The organism is Jiangella anatolica, assembly GCF_003236295.1.
Taxonomy (GTDB): Bacteria; Actinomycetota; Actinomycetes; order Jiangellales; family Jiangellaceae; genus Jiangella; species Jiangella anatolica.
Genome location: NZ_POTW01000002.1, coordinates 19,630 through 34,407 on the forward strand (window position 1 = coordinate 19,630; position 14,778 = coordinate 34,407).

Annotated in this window: 16 protein-coding genes and 1 tRNA gene; 10 read left to right on the forward strand and 7 right to left on the reverse strand. The window is 72.6% G+C overall.

Annotation, left to right across the window (positions count from 1 at the left end):
- Positions 1-18: 18 nt before the first annotated feature.
- The 5 genes from C1I92_RS00985 to C1I92_RS01005 are packed head-to-tail and all read right to left on the reverse strand — an operon-like array spanning position 19 to position 5,921.
- The gene (locus tag C1I92_RS00985; RefSeq protein WP_111252791.1) at positions 19-1,449 is read right to left on the reverse strand and encodes a sulfatase-like hydrolase/transferase; all 1,431 of its coding nucleotides are present in this window, start codon (positions 1,447-1,449) and stop codon (positions 19-21) included.
- Complete coding sequence (locus tag C1I92_RS00990) at positions 1,446-2,711, reverse strand: Gfo/Idh/MocA family protein (RefSeq protein ID WP_111252792.1); 1,266 nt, start codon at positions 2,709-2,711, stop codon at positions 1,446-1,448. Before C1I92_RS00990 ends, C1I92_RS00985 begins: the two co-directional genes overlap by 4 nt.
- 2 nt (positions 2,712-2,713) lie before the next feature.
- Positions 2,714-3,577 carry a carbohydrate ABC transporter permease gene (locus tag C1I92_RS00995; RefSeq protein ID WP_111252793.1) on the reverse strand — a complete coding sequence of 288 codons (864 nt, stop codon included), beginning with the start codon at positions 3,575-3,577 and terminating at the stop codon, positions 2,714-2,716.
- A complete protein-coding gene (locus tag C1I92_RS01000; protein WP_111252794.1) occupies positions 3,577-4,518 on the reverse strand; it encodes a carbohydrate ABC transporter permease in 942 nt (313 codons plus the stop codon). Before C1I92_RS01000 ends, C1I92_RS00995 begins: the two co-directional genes overlap by 1 nt.
- Positions 4,518-5,921: an ABC transporter substrate-binding protein gene (locus C1I92_RS01005; protein ID WP_111252795.1), complete on the reverse strand. Its 1,404-nt coding sequence runs from the start codon at positions 5,919-5,921 to the stop codon at positions 4,518-4,520. The genes C1I92_RS01000 and C1I92_RS01005 overlap by 1 nt, the downstream gene beginning before the upstream one ends.
- A 123-nt stretch (positions 5,922-6,044) precedes the next feature.
- On the opposite strand from C1I92_RS01005, the gene C1I92_RS01010 reads away from it, so the two are divergent.
- Both C1I92_RS01010 and C1I92_RS01015 read left to right on the forward strand, forming a co-directional pair.
- Entirely contained in the window at positions 6,045-7,049 is a 1,005-nt protein-coding gene (locus tag C1I92_RS01010; protein WP_158563863.1) for an Lrp/AsnC family transcriptional regulator, read from the forward strand.
- Between the two features lie 73 nt (positions 7,050-7,122).
- Positions 7,123-7,677, forward strand: a complete 555-nt coding sequence (locus C1I92_RS01015; protein WP_199520836.1) for a GrpB family protein — start codon at positions 7,123-7,125, stop codon at positions 7,675-7,677.
- On the opposite strand, the gene C1I92_RS01020 is transcribed toward C1I92_RS01015, so the two are convergent.
- Together C1I92_RS01020 and C1I92_RS33595 are read right to left on the reverse strand one after the other, a co-directional pair.
- A complete protein-coding gene (locus C1I92_RS01020) occupies positions 7,649-8,599 on the reverse strand; it encodes a DUF389 domain-containing protein (protein WP_111252798.1) in 951 nt (316 codons plus the stop codon). The genes C1I92_RS01015 and C1I92_RS01020 overlap by 29 nt on opposite strands.
- 30 nt (positions 8,600-8,629) lie before the next feature.
- On the reverse strand, positions 8,630-8,770 hold the full coding sequence (locus tag C1I92_RS33595; protein ID WP_158563866.1) for a hypothetical protein: 141 nt from the start codon (positions 8,768-8,770) through the stop codon (positions 8,630-8,632).
- Between the two features lie 86 nt (positions 8,771-8,856).
- Here C1I92_RS33595 and C1I92_RS01025 point away from each other — a divergent pair, with 86 nt between their 5' ends.
- From C1I92_RS01025 to C1I92_RS01055, 8 genes are all read left to right on the forward strand, one after another.
- Positions 8,857-9,810, forward strand: coding sequence for a 2-hydroxyacid dehydrogenase (locus C1I92_RS01025; protein ID WP_111252799.1), 954 nt, complete (start codon positions 8,857-8,859; stop codon positions 9,808-9,810).
- A gap of 8 nt (positions 9,811-9,818) precedes the next feature.
- Positions 9,819-10,601, forward strand: a complete 783-nt coding sequence (locus C1I92_RS01030) for a carbon-nitrogen hydrolase family protein (protein ID WP_111252895.1) — start codon at positions 9,819-9,821, stop codon at positions 10,599-10,601.
- 2 nt (positions 10,602-10,603) lie between these two features.
- A complete protein-coding gene (mobA, locus tag C1I92_RS01035) occupies positions 10,604-11,296 on the forward strand; it encodes a molybdenum cofactor guanylyltransferase (RefSeq protein ID WP_199520855.1) in 693 nt (230 codons plus the stop codon).
- Positions 11,297-11,338: 42 nt separating this feature from the next.
- On the forward strand, positions 11,339-11,602 hold the full coding sequence (locus tag C1I92_RS34265; RefSeq protein WP_199520837.1) for a DUF6457 domain-containing protein: 264 nt from the start codon (positions 11,339-11,341) through the stop codon (positions 11,600-11,602).
- A gap of 25 nt (positions 11,603-11,627) precedes the next feature.
- Positions 11,628-12,728 (forward strand): potassium channel family protein, encoded by a 1,101-nt coding sequence (locus C1I92_RS01040; protein ID WP_111252800.1) that lies wholly within the window; start codon positions 11,628-11,630, stop codon positions 12,726-12,728.
- Positions 12,728-13,705 carry an NAD(P)H-quinone oxidoreductase gene (locus tag C1I92_RS01045; protein WP_111252801.1) on the forward strand — a complete coding sequence of 326 codons (978 nt, stop codon included), beginning with the start codon at positions 12,728-12,730 and terminating at the stop codon, positions 13,703-13,705. Before C1I92_RS01040 ends, C1I92_RS01045 begins: the two co-directional genes overlap by 1 nt.
- A 97-nt stretch (positions 13,706-13,802) precedes the next feature.
- On the forward strand, positions 13,803-14,348 hold the full coding sequence (locus C1I92_RS01050) for an NUDIX hydrolase (protein ID WP_111252802.1): 546 nt from the start codon (positions 13,803-13,805) through the stop codon (positions 14,346-14,348).
- Between the two features lie 142 nt (positions 14,349-14,490).
- Positions 14,491-14,579 (forward strand) — tRNA-Phe (locus tag C1I92_RS01055).
- Positions 14,580-14,778 lie beyond the last annotated feature (199 nt).

A 14,778-nucleotide genomic window follows, 5' to 3' on the forward strand; every position in this document is an offset into this window, starting at 1 on the left:
TCATGGGGCGGGGCGGTGTCAGTGGCGGACGTCGAGGTGGAAGGCCTCGGTGTGGTAGCCGGGCCAGCCGTTGGCCCGCTGCTCGGCGACGGTGTCCTCCATCGGCTCGACGGCGGGCAGGGCGCCGCCGTCGAGGTACCGCTCGCCGCCGGCGTCGACGATCGCCGTGACCAGCCGGTCGCGCCAGTCGGCGACGGATGCGGTCCGGGCGAGGTCGTGCAGCTCCCGCGGGTCCGAGGCCAGGTCGAACAGCTGCTCCGCCGGCCCCTCCGGATACCAGATGTACTTGTGCCGCCCGTCCGTGATGGCCAGGTAGTACGGCACGCCCGGCGGCCCGGCGTCCCCACCGGCCAGCCCGACGACGACCCGCGGCCGGTCGCCGGCGGCCGCCAGCGCGACGAGATCCTCGCCGTCGACGTCCTCGGGCGCCGGAGCGCCGGCGGCGGCCACGAACGTCGGCAGCACGTCGGCCAGCGTCACCGGCGTGCGCACCACCGTCCCGGCCGGCACTGACGAGCAACCCGCCGCCGGGCGCACGATCAGCGGCACCCCCGAGGCCGCCTCGTGGAAGAACACCTTGTTGCCGGTGCGGTGGTCCCCGAGGAACTCGCCGTGATCGGACGTTAACACCACAGTCGTCCGCGCCAGCTCGCCCGCGTCCTGCAGCGCGGCCAGCACCCGGCCGAGGTTGTAGTCCAGCTGTGTCACCAGCCCGTAGTACGCGGCCCGGGCCGCCCGCACGACCGACGGATCGAGCAGGTCGAACGAGCCGCGATGACGCTGCCGCCGGAACGCCGCCGGTGCGTCGTCGCCGGCCCAGTCGCCGACGACGGGGTCAGGGATCGGCGCGTCGCGGTACATCGAGTAGTACGGCTCCGGCGGGTCCAGCGGCGGGTGCGGCTTGCTGTAGGAGAGCCACAGGAACATCGGCCGGGTCGGGTCGCGCCGGTGCCGGATGTGCTCGACCGCCCGCTCGGACAGCCACGACGTCAGCGTCTGCGCCTCCGGCACGGTCGCCAGGCCCGGCGACAGCTCGTTCTGCCCGAGCCCGTGCCGCATCGCCGGAACACCGGTCCGGTAGTAGTCGTCGGGCAGGATCAGCTCTTCGAAGCCGTGGTGCGCCCGCGGCGGCGTGAAGTGCATCTTCCCGATGCCGGTGGTCGAGTACCCGAGCGCGCCGAGCCGGGCCGGCAACGTCGGCGCGCCCGGCGCCAGCACGTCCGACGTCGCGCCGTTGTGCGTCATGCCGTGCCGCAGCGCCGACCGGCCGGTCAGCAGCGTGAGCCGCGACGGCACACAGACTGGCGTCGACGCGTAGGCGGCGTCGAACCGGATGCCCCCGCGCGCGAGCTGGTCCAGGTGCGGCGTGCGCAGGAACGACGGCGCGCCCGGGCCGACGGTGTCGCGGCGCTGCTGGTCCGTGGTGACGAGCAGCAGGTTCGGCCTCATAGGTACTCGATCGTGCCGTTCTGACGGGACCGCTCGGCCGCGTAGGCGACCCAGTGGCTCTCCAGGCTCTCCTCGAACGCGCTCGGCGCGGCCTGCACCGGAAGCCCGGCCCGTCGCCGCCGGGTGCGCTCGGCGAAGTCGGCCATCAGCCCGGCGTCGCCGCCGGAGTGGCCGCCGCGGTTCTCACCGACCTGCTCGACGTACGGCTCCGCGCCGGTGAACGGGGTGACGGAGATGCGGCCGGCCTCGAGGTCGGCGTCGATCTGGCCGTGGCTGCCCATCATCGTGATGAGGCGGGTGTTGTGCTGCGTGAACGCCGACACGACGAGCGACGCGGTGACGCCGTTGGCGTAGCGCAGCGACGTGGTCTGGTGGTCGACGACGTCGTTGTCCATGCGGTAGACGCAGCGGCCGTAGTCGGTCTCGCGCAGCGCCCGCAGCCGTCCCTCCGGCGACGGATCGCGAGTGATGACGGAGACCGGCCAGGTGTCGACGCCGGCCAACTGCTCGACGTAGAACCGTTCGGCGTTGTACGGGCAGCTGGCCGCGACCGCGCACCCGTCGATGCAGCGGTCGGTGGAGCCGGGCGGCGCGTTCTCGATGCGGAAGTGCCGCCGGTCGCCGAACGACGAGACCGCCAGGCACGGGGCGCCGACCAGCCAGCGGAGGATGTCCAGGTCGTGGCAGGCCTTGGCCAGCAGCATCGGGCTGGAGTCGGCGGTCCGGTGCCAGTTGCCGCGGACGTAGCTGTGCGCGAAGTGCCAGTAGCCGATGTGCTCGGCGTGCTGGATGCCCTGCAGGTCGCCGATGGCGCCGTCGTCCAGCAGCCGCTTCAGCGCGTTGAAGAACGGCGTGTAGCGCATGACGTGGGAGACGGTGATCGCGCCGGGCCGGTCCTTGGCGGCCGCGACCAGCCGGTCCAGCTCGCTCGGCGTCGGCGCCATCGGCTTCTCCAGCAGCACGTCGTAGCCGAACTCCAGCGCGCGCAGCGTCGGGTCGACGTGCACCCGGTCCGGCGTGGCGACGACGACCGCGTCCCAGGGGCCGCGGCGCGACAGCGCCGTCCGCCAGTCGGTGTACCGGTGCGCCGCCGGCACGCCGTGCGCGTCGCCGACGGCGGCCAGCCGGCCCTCGTCGGTGTCGGCGATCCCCGTGACCACGGCCGCCTCCGGATGCTGCAGGCACCAGCCGGCGTACGCGGTGCCGCCGCGGCTCCCGGCGCCGATCACCAGCAGCCGCACCGGCGCGTCGATGTCCGTCATGCTCACCCCTTCTCGGCCCCGGCGGTGAGGCCCTCGACCAGCAGCCGCTCGGCGGCGAAGAACAGCGCGACGACCGGCAGCGTGAGCAGCACGGACCCGGCCATGAGGACCGTCGCCGACACGCTGATGTCGTCCAGCTGTGCCAGGCCGAGCGATACCGTCCAGTTGTCCCGTCGCTCCAGCAGGAAGAGCAGCGCGAACAGGTACTCGTTCCACGCGATCATGAACACGTAGAGCGACGTGGCGGCGATCGCCGGCATCGCCAGCGGCAGCACGATCCGGACGATCACCTGGGCCCGGTTGCAGCCGTCGACCATCGCCGCGTCCTCCAGACCCTGCGGGATGGACCGGAAATAGTTGCGCAGCATGTAGACCGACACCGGCACCGTCGACGCCAGGTAGATGACGATCAACGCCGGCAGCTCGCCGCGCAGCCCGAGCCGCGAGAACAGCACGAACAGCGGGATCGCCATGACGATGCCGGGGAACATGTAGACGGCGAAGAACGAGACGTTGACGACGTTCTTGCCGGGGAAGCGCAGCCGGGTCGCCGCGTACGCGCCCAGCACCGACAGCAGCACGGTCGCCACGACCGAGCCCAGCGCGACGAGCAGCGAGTTGCCGAAGAACGAGAGCAGGCCGTAGCCGCCGTCGTCCGGCGACGCGACCACCCGCCGGTACGCGGCCAGGTTCAGCTCGCCCAGTGACGGCAGGCCGAGCGGGTCCTGCAGCACCGCCTGCAACGGCCGGACCGACAGCAGCAGCATGTAGAAGAGCGGCAGCACGCAGGCGACCAGCACGAACGCCAGCCACAACACCCGCGCGACCCCGAGGACGCGAGTCTCCACCACCTCCCGCGACGCCATCAGACCTCCGACTCCTGCTTCAGCACGCCGTACCGGTAGTAGACGGCGAACGCGATGATCAGCACGACGGACATCAGCAGGCCGAGCGCCGCCGCGCCGCCGACGTCGTTGCGCGAGACCAGGTATTGGTAGACCTGCACGGCGACGACCTCGGTGCCGGCGGCGCCGCGGGTCAGCAGGTACACGTCGTTGAAGTTCTGGAACGTCCAGATGAAGCGCAGCAGCACCAGCAGCGCGATGACGCCGGACAGCTGCGGCGCGACGACGTAGCGGAACCGCTGCAGCGGGGTGGCGCCGTCGACGCGCGCCGCCTCCTCCAGGTCGCGCGGCAGCCCCTGCAGGCGAGCCAGGATGAACAGGAACGCCAGCGGGAACGTCTTCCACGCCTCGAACGCGATGACCGTCAGCAGTGCGATCGGCACGTCGAAGCCGGCGCCGAACAGCTCGACCCGGTGGAACCGCTCGCTGAGGAACCCGACCGGCCGGTCCCAGCCCAGCACGTCGACGCCGAACACGTTGACCGGCCCGAACTGCGGGTTCAGCAGCGTCCGCCACACCAGTGCGGCGGACACGACCGGGATCACGTACGGCACCAGCACGAACGCCCGGATGATCATCCGGCCGGGGAACCGGTGCCGCAGCGCCAGCGCCGTCGCCAGGCCGGCGCCGACCGACAGCACCGTCCCGCCGATGCTGTAGACGAGCGTCGTGCGCACCATCTCCCACAGGTCGGCACTACCCAGCACGGTCTGGAAGTTGCGCAGCGTCAGCGTGATGTCGAAGACGTTCTGCAGGTCGATCAGCCGCAGCCGCTGGAACGACATCACGATCGTCCACAGGAACGGCAGCACCACCACCAGCAGCACGATCAGCACCGTCGGGCTGACCAGCGCCAGCCCGGCGCGCGCCTCGCGTGCCCGCAGCGAGACAGCCACCGGCATCAGCCCAGGTCGGACTGGAGCCGGGAGGCGCTCTCGTCCATCTGCGCGGCCGCCTCGGCCGGCGTGATCGTGCCGTCCAGCGCGTCGCGCAGGATGTTGGTCAGCTCCAGGTCGCCGTACATCGCGGTGACCAGCGCGCCCTGGCCCTGCGGGAAGCCCCAGCGCTCGAACCCGGTGGCGCCCTCGCTGATCGTCTGGACCGCCTCGTCGCCGTACAGCTCGCCGACGGACAGCTGCTCCTGCCCGGATCCGACCGCGAGCTCGGACCAGCCGTCGACGTAGGACGTGTCGCCGGCCTCCGGCCCGGTGCGCATCGGGAACCGGCCCTCCGGCGAGATGGACAGGAACCCCATGTACCCGTCGCCGACCAGGTAGCGGACCAGTTCCTTCGCCGGCTCGGTGTCCGCCGACGTGGTGATGCCGAGGTTGATGGTCAGCCCGAACTGGGTCGGCTCGTCGCCGGACGGGCCCTGGAACAGCGGCAGCATCGTGGTGCGCTCGACCAGCCACTGCTGGTCGGCGGCGCACTCGGCACAGGTGAGCGGCGTGTCCGCGAACAGGCCGGCCAGCTCGTCGAGCAGGTGCGGCGACCACGACGTCATCGCGGTCTGCCCGGCGAGGTAGTTGGCCCGGGTCGTGTCGACGTCGCCGGCGCCGGTGGGCGCGTACTGGGCGAGGTCGACGTAGAACTGGATGGCCTCCTCGCACTCCGGGCTGTCCAGCGTGACCTCGCCGGAGTCGTCGACCAACTGGCAGTCGTTGGCCAGCGCGACGTGCTCGAAGACCTGCATGGTGAATCCGTCGCCGCCGGTGCTGCCCAGCGCGAAGCCGGACAGCCCGTCCTGCCCGTTCAGCGCCTCGGCCGCGGCCAGGACGCTGTCGTAGGTCGTCGGCTCCTCCAGGCCGGCCGCCTCGAACAGGTCGGTCCGGTAGAAGATCATCTGGCCCCAGCCGTCGGACGGGACGGTGGCGTACTCGCCCTCGGCGTCCTCGACCCGGATGAGCTCCAGCGCGCTCTCGTTGAACGTGTCGGCGCCCAGCTCGTCGATCAGGTCGCTGGCGACGGCGGAGTCGAGGATGCCCTCGGCGACCCAGCCCGCGGCCAGCTCGACGCCGTGCACGACGACGTCGGGCAGGTCACCGGCGGCGGCCGCGGACACCATCGCCTGGGACAGGTCCGGCGCGCTGACGCCGACCAGCTCGACGTCGATGCCGGACTGCGCGGTGAAGTCGGCGAGCACCTGCTGCATCGTCGCGATCCGCTCCGACGTGTCGTACACCGTCCACAGCGTGATGCTGCCGCCGCCGTCCCCGTCGCCGTCCGCGCTGTCGCCGTCGTCGCCGCCGCAGCCCGCCGCGACCAGGCCGATCACCGCGAGTGCAGTCAGAGGTCGTCGCCACATGATGCCGTCCCTCCTCGGTGGAGCGCCTGCAGAATGTGGGGCACCATGCTTGGGAAATGTGATTCAAGGTGTCAACGAATGGAGAAGGTATGCAAGGAATTGCGAACATCGGGCGGTGATCTGATGGAATCGGTGCGACTCGACGAGCTCGACCGGCTCGTCATCGGCGCGCTGCTGGCGCATCCGCGGGCGACGCACGCGACCATCGGGCAGGCGGTGCGCAGCTCCGAGGCGACGGTGTCACGGCGCATCGCGCGGCTGCGGCGGACCGGCGCCGTCCGCGTCGTCGGCGCCCTGGACTCGCAGATCAGCCACCGGGCCCGGTCGGTGTTCGTGCGGCTGCGGTGCGCGCCCGGCGCGGCCGACGAGCTGGCGCTGCCGCTGGCGCAGTGGGACGAGACCGGCTCGGTCAAGGTGCTGACCGGCAGCGTCGACTGCGTCGCCGAGGTCGCCTACACGTCCAACGAGCACCTCTATGCGCTGATGATGCACCGGCTGCCGCAGTTCGACGGCGTCATGGCGACGTTCAGCAACCAGGTGATCCGGCGGTTCTCCACGCCGCACGGCTGGAACCCCGGGCTGCTGCCGGACACCGTCGTCGCCGAGTTACGGGCGGAGCGGCGCGACCGGTGGAGCGAGCGGCCGGAGCCGGACGAGCCGGCGCCGATGTCGGAGCTGGACGAGCGGATCGTCGCCGCGCTCATCGACGACGGGCGGATGAGCTGGCAGGAGCTCGCCGCCCGGTGCGGCGTCACGCCGAGCACCGCGCGACGGCGCACCGAGGCGCTGATGGCCGGCGGCGTGCTGCGGATGCGCACCGTCGTCGAGCCGGAGGTGCTGGGCCTGCTGGTGAACGCGTTCGTCTGGCTCACCATCAGCCCGACGAAGATCGGCATCGCCGGTGAGATCCTGGCCCGGCACCGCAGCGTCGTGATGATCGCGGCCACCACCGGCGACCGGAACCTGTGTGGCGAGATCGCCGTCGCCAGCGACAGCGCGCTCTACGAGTTCCTCTCCGAGACCGTCGGTCATCTGCCCGGTCTGATCCACGCCGACGTCGCGGTCGCGCTGCGTACTGTCAAGCGCGCCGGGATGATCGCCGCGGACCTGCGGTCGTCCGGGTCGTGAACGGGGCCGGAACTCCGCACGATCATGTGAATCTCATGCGTCATCGGGGCTCCCGGAGGGCTATGGTCGGGGTATGCACGAGAGTGATGCAGCGCACGATGCTGTGCGCCGCGACCCTATAGAGATCGTTCCTTACGACACCGCGTGGCCCGAATCCTTCGAGCAGCAGCGACTCAGCGTCGAGCCGGCGCTGCGCCCCTGGCTGATCGGCTCGGTCGAGCACGTCGGCAGCACGGCGGTGCCGGGACTGGCCGCCAAGCCGATCATCGACATGGTGGCCATGGTGGCCTCCTACGAAGAGGCCGAGGGCGCCGTCGCCGCGATGCGCGAGATCGGCTGGACCCACGTGTGGGAGGCCGGCGACCAGGAGCTGCGGCGCTGGTCGTTCTGCTACCCCGACCCGGCCTGGCGCACCCACCACCTGCACGTGGTCGAGTACGTGTCCCAGTTGGGCCGCGACTGCGTGGCGTTCCGCGACCACCTGCGCCGCCATCCCGACGACGCGCGCACCTACGCGGGCATCAAGGAGAGCCTGGCCGCCGTGCACCACGACGACCGGCCGGCCTACCGGGCGGGCAAGGCGCCGTTCATCGAGGACATCATGCGACGGGCGTCCGTCCAGCACTGAGCCGCGGCAGCCGGCCGGCCGCCGCCTTCAACCCGAGCAGGGTGAGCACGCCGGCCAGCACGATCGCGCCCATGTTGATGCCGAGCTGAGCGGCCGCGCCGCCCACCTCGGCGCGGTCGCCGAGAGCCAGGGCCAGCCCCAGGTTCCCGGCGGCGGGCACCGTCGTCACCGAGATGAACACGCCCACCAGCGCGCCCGACTTCGCGGACGTGAGCGACAGGATGCCGGCGGTTCCGGCGATGAACGCCACGACGAACGACCACCGGTCCGGATGCCAGATGAACCCGGTGAGCGGCCGTTCCGCGGTCAGCACCGACGCGTCGATCCAGCCTGCCCACGACGCGAGCAGGCCGAGCAGGGTCGTGACGCCGATCGCGATGGTGAACCCGGCCACGAGCGTGACCAGCGACTGGCGCACGATGCTGAACCGCCGGTGCACCAGGCCGACGGCGATGCCGGCCAGCGGCCCGAACTCCGGGCCGACGACCATCGCGCCGACCACCAGGATCGCGGAGTCGAGCACAATGGCGATCGCGGCCAGCACGGCGGCCAGGCTGAGGAACCAGACGAACGTGTTCGACAGCACCGAGTCCTCGTCGGCGCGGCGCACCACCTGCTCCCAGATGACGGCGTCGGCGCCTTCGCCCGGCGCCTCGTCCTCGGCGCGCTCGGCGGCCGCCGACACCGAGGTCTCGACCGACTCCAGCGCGATCGTGCCGGTCTGGTCGACGCCGAGCTCGCGCAGTCCCCGGAGCATGCCCTCGGCCGACTCGCGGGCCAGCTCGGCCAGCACGACGTCGCCGGCGGGGCGCACGGACGCGCCGCGCAGGACCGCGATGCTGGCAACGCCCGGGCACTCCTCGAGCATCGCGACGATGCGATCGGTGGTCTCCGCCGGCGTCGAGACGCGCAGGTGCAGCACGGCGCCATCGTAAGGGCGCCGCAGGTGTGGTCAGCGCAGGTCGCTCACCAGCAGCGTGGCGTCGCAGGGCCAGGCCGAGCCGCAGACGGCGCACAGCCCGGCGTCGTCGGCGTGGTCGTTGAGCACGGTGTTGCCGTCGGTGAGCCGGACTTCGCGGTCTCTGACGTCCATGGCTCCAGTCAAGGACGATCATGTAAGGGCCGGTGTTCGGGCAGGTGACGGCGGTGTGAACACTGGCCTGCACGCCGGCTTGTACGCTGGCGGCCGTGACCGATGGCGTGGTTCTGCAGGTGGGCGGGCTCCATCCGACGGCCGAGCGGGAGCTGGCGACGACGTACGGCGCGCTGCGGCTGCCGCCGGCGGGACCGGAGCGCGCGGCGTTCCTTGCCGAGCACGGTGGCGACGTGACCGTCGCGGTCACCGGCGCCGGCATGGACGCGGAGCTGATCGGCGCGCTGCCGCGGCTGGCCGCCGTCATCAATCTCGGCGTCGGCTACGACGCGGTCGACGTGGCGGCGTTGCGGCCGCGTGGGATCGCGCTCAGCAACACGCCGGACGTCCTCACCGACTGCGTCGCCGACCTCGCCGTCGGCGGGCTGATCGACGTGTACCGCGGCCTGTCCGCCGGCGACCGGTTCGTCCGCAGCGGCGCGTGGGCGGCGGGGGCGAAGTTCCCGATGCGGCGCCGGGTCAGCGGCGCCCGGGTCGGCATCCTGGGCCTCGGCCGCATCGGCCGGGCCGTCGCGCACCGCCTCGAGGCGTTCGGCTGCTCGATCAGCTACCACAACCGCCGCCGCGTCGACGACGTCGCGTATGCGTACGCGGCCTCGCCGGTGGAGCTGGCCGCGTCCGTCGACGCGTTCATCGTCGTCACTCCCGGTGGCGCCGGCACCCAGGCGCTGGTGTCGGCCGAGGTCCTGGCCGCGCTCGGGCCGTCCGGCTTCCTCGTCAACGTCGCGCGCGGCAGCGTCGTCGACCAGGACGCGCTGGTGACAGCGCTCGGGTCCGGCTCGCTCGGCGGCGCCGCGCTTGACGTCTTCGCCGCCGAGCCACAGGTGCCGGAGGAGCTGTTCGCGCTGGACAACGTCGTGCTGCTGCCGCACATCGGCAGCGCGACGGTCGAGACGCGGGAGGCGATGGCGCAACTGGTGCTGCGCAACCTGGAGCGGTTCCTGGCCGACGGGACGCTGGTGACGCCCGTGCCGCTTTAATGGGCGGCATGCGGGTCGTTCTGACGCAGTTCTCGGCGGGGACGGATGTCGCCGCCAACCTGGACACGATCCGGCGGCTGACGGACGGGGTCGCGGCCGACCTTCTCGTGCTGCCGGAGGCGGTCATGCACGACTTCGGCGACCCCGCGCTGCCGCTCGGCCCGGTGGCGCAGCCGCTGGACGGGCCGTTCGTCGCGACGCTGGCCGCGGTGGCCCGGTCGGCGGGCGCCGTCGTCGTCGGCGGCATGTTCGAGCGCTCCGACGATGTCGACCGGCCCTACAACACGCTGGTCGCGGTCGGGCCCGACGGCGCGCTGCTGGCGACGTACCGCAAGGCGCACCTCTACGACTCGTTCGGCTACCGCGAGTCGTCCCGGCTGCTCGCCGGCGCGGCGGTGCCCGCCGTGTTCACGGTCGACGGGGTCCGGCTCGGCCTGTTGACCTGCTACGACCTGCGGTTCCCGGAACAGGGGCGGGCTCTGGTCGATGCGGGCGCCGACGCGTTCGTCGTGCCGGCGGCGTGGGTGCGCGGGCCGCTGAAGGAGGATCACTGGCAGACGCTGCTGCGGGCGCGGGCGATCGAGAACACGGTGTACGTGGCCGCGGCCGCCCAGACCGGCCGGGCCTACTGCGGGCTCACCCAGCTGGTCGATCCACTCGGCGTCGTGGTCGCCGCCCTGGGCGACGAGGAGGGCCGGCTGGCGTCCTCACTTGACCCGGCCCGCATCGCCGCGGCCCGGGACCGCAATCCGGCGCTGCTGCATCGGCGCAGCTGGCCCGCGCCCTCGTGACGATGCCCGCCGGCGAGCAGGTGGACCCGCCCCGCCCGGACCGGGTGGGACCGACCCTAGCGCCCGGCACCGACAGCGCGGGCCGTGCCGCTAGCCCGGCGGGGCGCCGCGATCACTCGGCGCGCGCCGGCAGCTGGGCGGCGGTCGTGCTGGCCGGCGGGGCGGGACGGCGGCTCGGCGGGACGGACAAGCCGGCGCTCGTCGTCGGCGGGCGGACCTTGCTGGACCGGGCCGTCGCGGCGGCGGCCGAGGCGGGCGCCGCGCAGATCGTCGTCGCCGGGCCGCGCCGGGACACGTCGACGCCGGTGACGTGGACGCGGGAGGACCCACCCGGCGGCGGACCGCTGGCCGGGCTCGCGGCCGGCCTGGCCGCGCTCGACGACCCGGCACCGGGCGCCGTCGTCGTCCTGGCGGCGGACCTGCCCAGGATCTCGCCGGAGCTGGTCGGACGGCTGCTGACCGGCCTGGAGGTAGACACCGACGTCGTCGCCGTCGTCGATGCCGCCGGGTGGGTACAGCCGTTGGTGGCGGCGTACCGGACCGAGCCGCTGGTGGCCGCGCTGGCCGCCGTCGGCGACCCACGGGACCGGCCGGTGCGCGCGCTGCTCGAGCACCTCGGAGTGGCGACGCTTCGCGACGAGGACGGCGCGGCGGACATCGACACGCCGGACGACCTGGCCCGATGGCGGCCATGATCAGTGGAGGATGGGCCGGACGGCGGGAGGAAGGTACGTGACATGGACAGCTGGGTGACCGCGTTGTGCGAACGGCTGGGGGTTCCGGTCGACGACGTCGACGTCGGCGGCATCCTCGACCTCGCCCGCGACGCCGCGCACACGGTGGAGCGGCCGGCCGCGCCGGTGACGGCGTTCATCGCGGGCTACGCGGCGGCGACGAAGGGCGGCGGCGCGGCCGCCGTCAGCGCGGCGCTGGACACCGCGGGCGAGCTGGCCCGGGACTGGAACGACGGTCCCGACGCCACCACGCCCACGCTGCAGTGAGCGCCGTCCGCTAGCGTTCACGGCTGTGCAGACCAAGAGCTCGGTCCACCTGCCGGCCCCGGCCGACATCGTCGACCCGCTGCGCCTGCTGACCAAGCGCGTCATCATCGCCCTCGGCGTGCTGGTGGTGACGGCCCTGCTCGTGTACATCGACCGCGACGGCTACAACGACAACTCCGACGGGTCGGTCGACCTGCTGGACGCGTTCTACTACACGACCGTCTCGCTCTCGACCACCGGCTACGGCGACATCGCACCGGCGTCAGACACCGCTCGGTTCGTCAACATCGTGCTCATCACCCCGCTGCGGGTGCTGTTCCTGATCGTCCTGATCGGCACCACACTGGAGACACTGACCACCCGCAGCCGGGAGCAGGTGCGGCTCAACCGCTGGAGGAGAAAGTTGCGCGACCACACCGTCGTGATCGGCTACGGCGTCAAGGGGCGCAGCGCGGTGAACACGATGCTCGCGAACGGCATCGCGACGGAGACGCTGGTCGTCGTCGACCCGGACCCGGCCGCGATCGCCGAGGCGAACGAGCAGGGGCTGGTCGCCGTCATGGGCGACGCCACCCGCACCGAGGTGCTGCGCCGGGCCGGCGTGCCGACCGCCAGCCGCATCGTCATCACCACCGCGCGCGACGACGCCAGTGTGCTGGCCACGCTCACCTGCCGGCAGCTCAACCAGACCGCGAACATCGTCGTGTCCGTCCGCGAGGCCGACAACCTGGCGCTGGTCCGGCAGGGCGGCGCCAACGAGGTCGTCACGTCGTCCGACGCCGTCGGCCGGATCCTGGGCCTGGCCACCGTCAGCCCGGCGCTCGGCCACGTGCTGGAGGACCTCACGACCTCCGGCGTCGGCCTCGAGGTGGCCGAGCGGCTGGTGTCGCCGCGCGAGGAGGGCAAGCAGCCGCGGCAGATCGCCGACCTCGTCGTGGCCGTGGTCCGTGACGAGGAGGAGCTGCCGTTCCACTCGCCGGCCATCGGGCACCTGGTCCGCGGCGACCGCCTCATCGTGATCCGGCCGTCCGAGGAGTACCCGTGGGCCCGGCGCGAGGACGCGCACGAGCCGCCGCCCGCGGACGAGCCGGAGGACCCGGCGGACCGGCCGCCGGGCGGCATCTGATGCACGCGGTCGTCATCACCGAGCCCGGCGGGCCGGAGCTCCTGGCCTGGCGCGAGGTGCCGGACCCGGTCTGCGGGCCGGGCGAGGTGGTCGTCGACGTCGTCGCGTCCGCCGTCAACCGCGCCGACCTGCTGCAGCGACGGGGCAAGTACCCGGTCCCGGCCGGCGCGCCGGAGTGGCCCGGTCTGGAGTGCAGCGGCACGATCAGCGAGGTCGGCGACGGCGTCACCGGCTGGAAGGCCGGCGACCAGGTGTGCGCGCTGCTGTCCGGCGGCGGGTACGCGGAGCGGGTCGCGGTGCCGGTCGGTCAGTTGCTGCAGGTCCCGCGCGGCGTCGACCTCGTGACGGCGGCCGCGCTGCCCGAGGCGTTCTGCACGGTGTGGTCGAACCTGGTGATGACCGCCGGCCTGCGTGGCGGCGAGGTGCTGCTGGCGCACGGCGGCGCGAGCGGCATCGGGACGGCCGCGATCCAGGTCGGACGCGCGCTGGGCGCCACGGTCGCGGTGACGGCCGGGTCGGCGGCCAAGCTGGAGCGGTGCGCCGAGCTCGGCGCGTCGATCCTGGTGGACTACCGCGGCGACGACTTCGTCGAGGCGGTCCGCTCGGCCACCGGCGGGCACGGCGCCGACGTCGTCCTCGACATCATGGGCGGCGCCTATCTGGCCCGGAACATCGACGTGCTGGCGCCCGACGGCCGCATCACCATCATCGGGACGATGGGCGGTCACGTCACCGAGCTGGACCTCGGCGCCGTCATGGCCAAGCGGGCCCGGATCACCGGCTCGCTGCTGCGCCAGCGCAGCATCGCCGGCAAGGCCGCCGTCGTCGCCGAGGTGTGCGAGAACGTGTGGCCGCTGATCGAGTCCGGCGCCGTCCGGCCGGTCGTCGACCGCGTGCTGCCCATGCCGGAGGCGGCCGAGGCGCACCGCGTCGTCGCCGCCGGCGAGCACGTCGGCAAGGTGCTGCTCACGACCTGAGATCGCTGAGACCAGCGCCGATGACGCTGTCGTGATGACTCGATGAGACATCCGAGGTCACGGGTCCCGAAGGGGGCGTACCCTGGCGAACGTGGTCATGTCGCTGGAGTCCGAGCTCGACCGCCCGGTCACGCACCGCCGGACCGCCCGCGCGCTCCTCGTCGAGCCCGGCGGACGCGTGCTGCTTTTCGAGGACAGCGACCCGTCCGCGCCCGGCGCGCCCACGTTCTGGATCACCCCGGGCGGCGGCGTCGACTCCGGCGAGACCCTGCTCGACGCGGTGGTCCGTGAGGTCGAGGAGGAGACCGGCCTGCGGCTGGCGCCGTCGGCGTTCCGTGGTCCGATCGCCGAGCGGACCGTCGTGCACGCCTACTCCGACAAGATCGTCGTCCAGTCCGAGACGTTCTTCGTCGCCGACGCGCCGACCCAGGAGATCGTGCCGGCCGGGCTCACCGAGGACGAGCAGCTCACCGTCATCGGGCACCGCTGGTGGAGCCTGGACGAGCTGAGCAGCACCGAGCGGCCCGTGTGGCCGGTGGGGCTGCCCGGCCTGGTCGCGGCCGCGCACACGCCGGCGGATTGGCCGGTCGCGCTCAGCGCCGCCGAGGAGTCGACGATCCCGACCAACCATTTCGCCCGCTGACGCCGACCTGCGCCGGGGGTCGCCTTCTCTCTGGTTGACTCGCCACGGAGGCCGTGAGACAGTGCCGGTCCGTCCACCTTCGGGTTGGATTGATGGCGCGTCCCGTCGATCACAGATTCCACCTGCGGCGGGACAGCCAAGTGGAGGCGTCGCGTAGTGGCCGAGCGCGCCGGCTTGAAAAGCCGGTGAGGGTGGAAATCCTCCGTGGGTTCGAATCCCACCGCCTGGCCAGACCTGTCCGGTTTGCCCCGTTTCATGCGGAGGCTGCTGCTTGATAGCCGGGGGTTCCGCGCGCGTTGAGCGCGCTGCGATCGATGCGGGATGTCGGGCCTGGATCACCTCGACCTGCGTTCGCCTCACGCCGGCAAGGCGCAACGGGGCGAACCGGGCCTCCTTCCTCACCTCTGACCAGCACCGACTTGACCAGCCA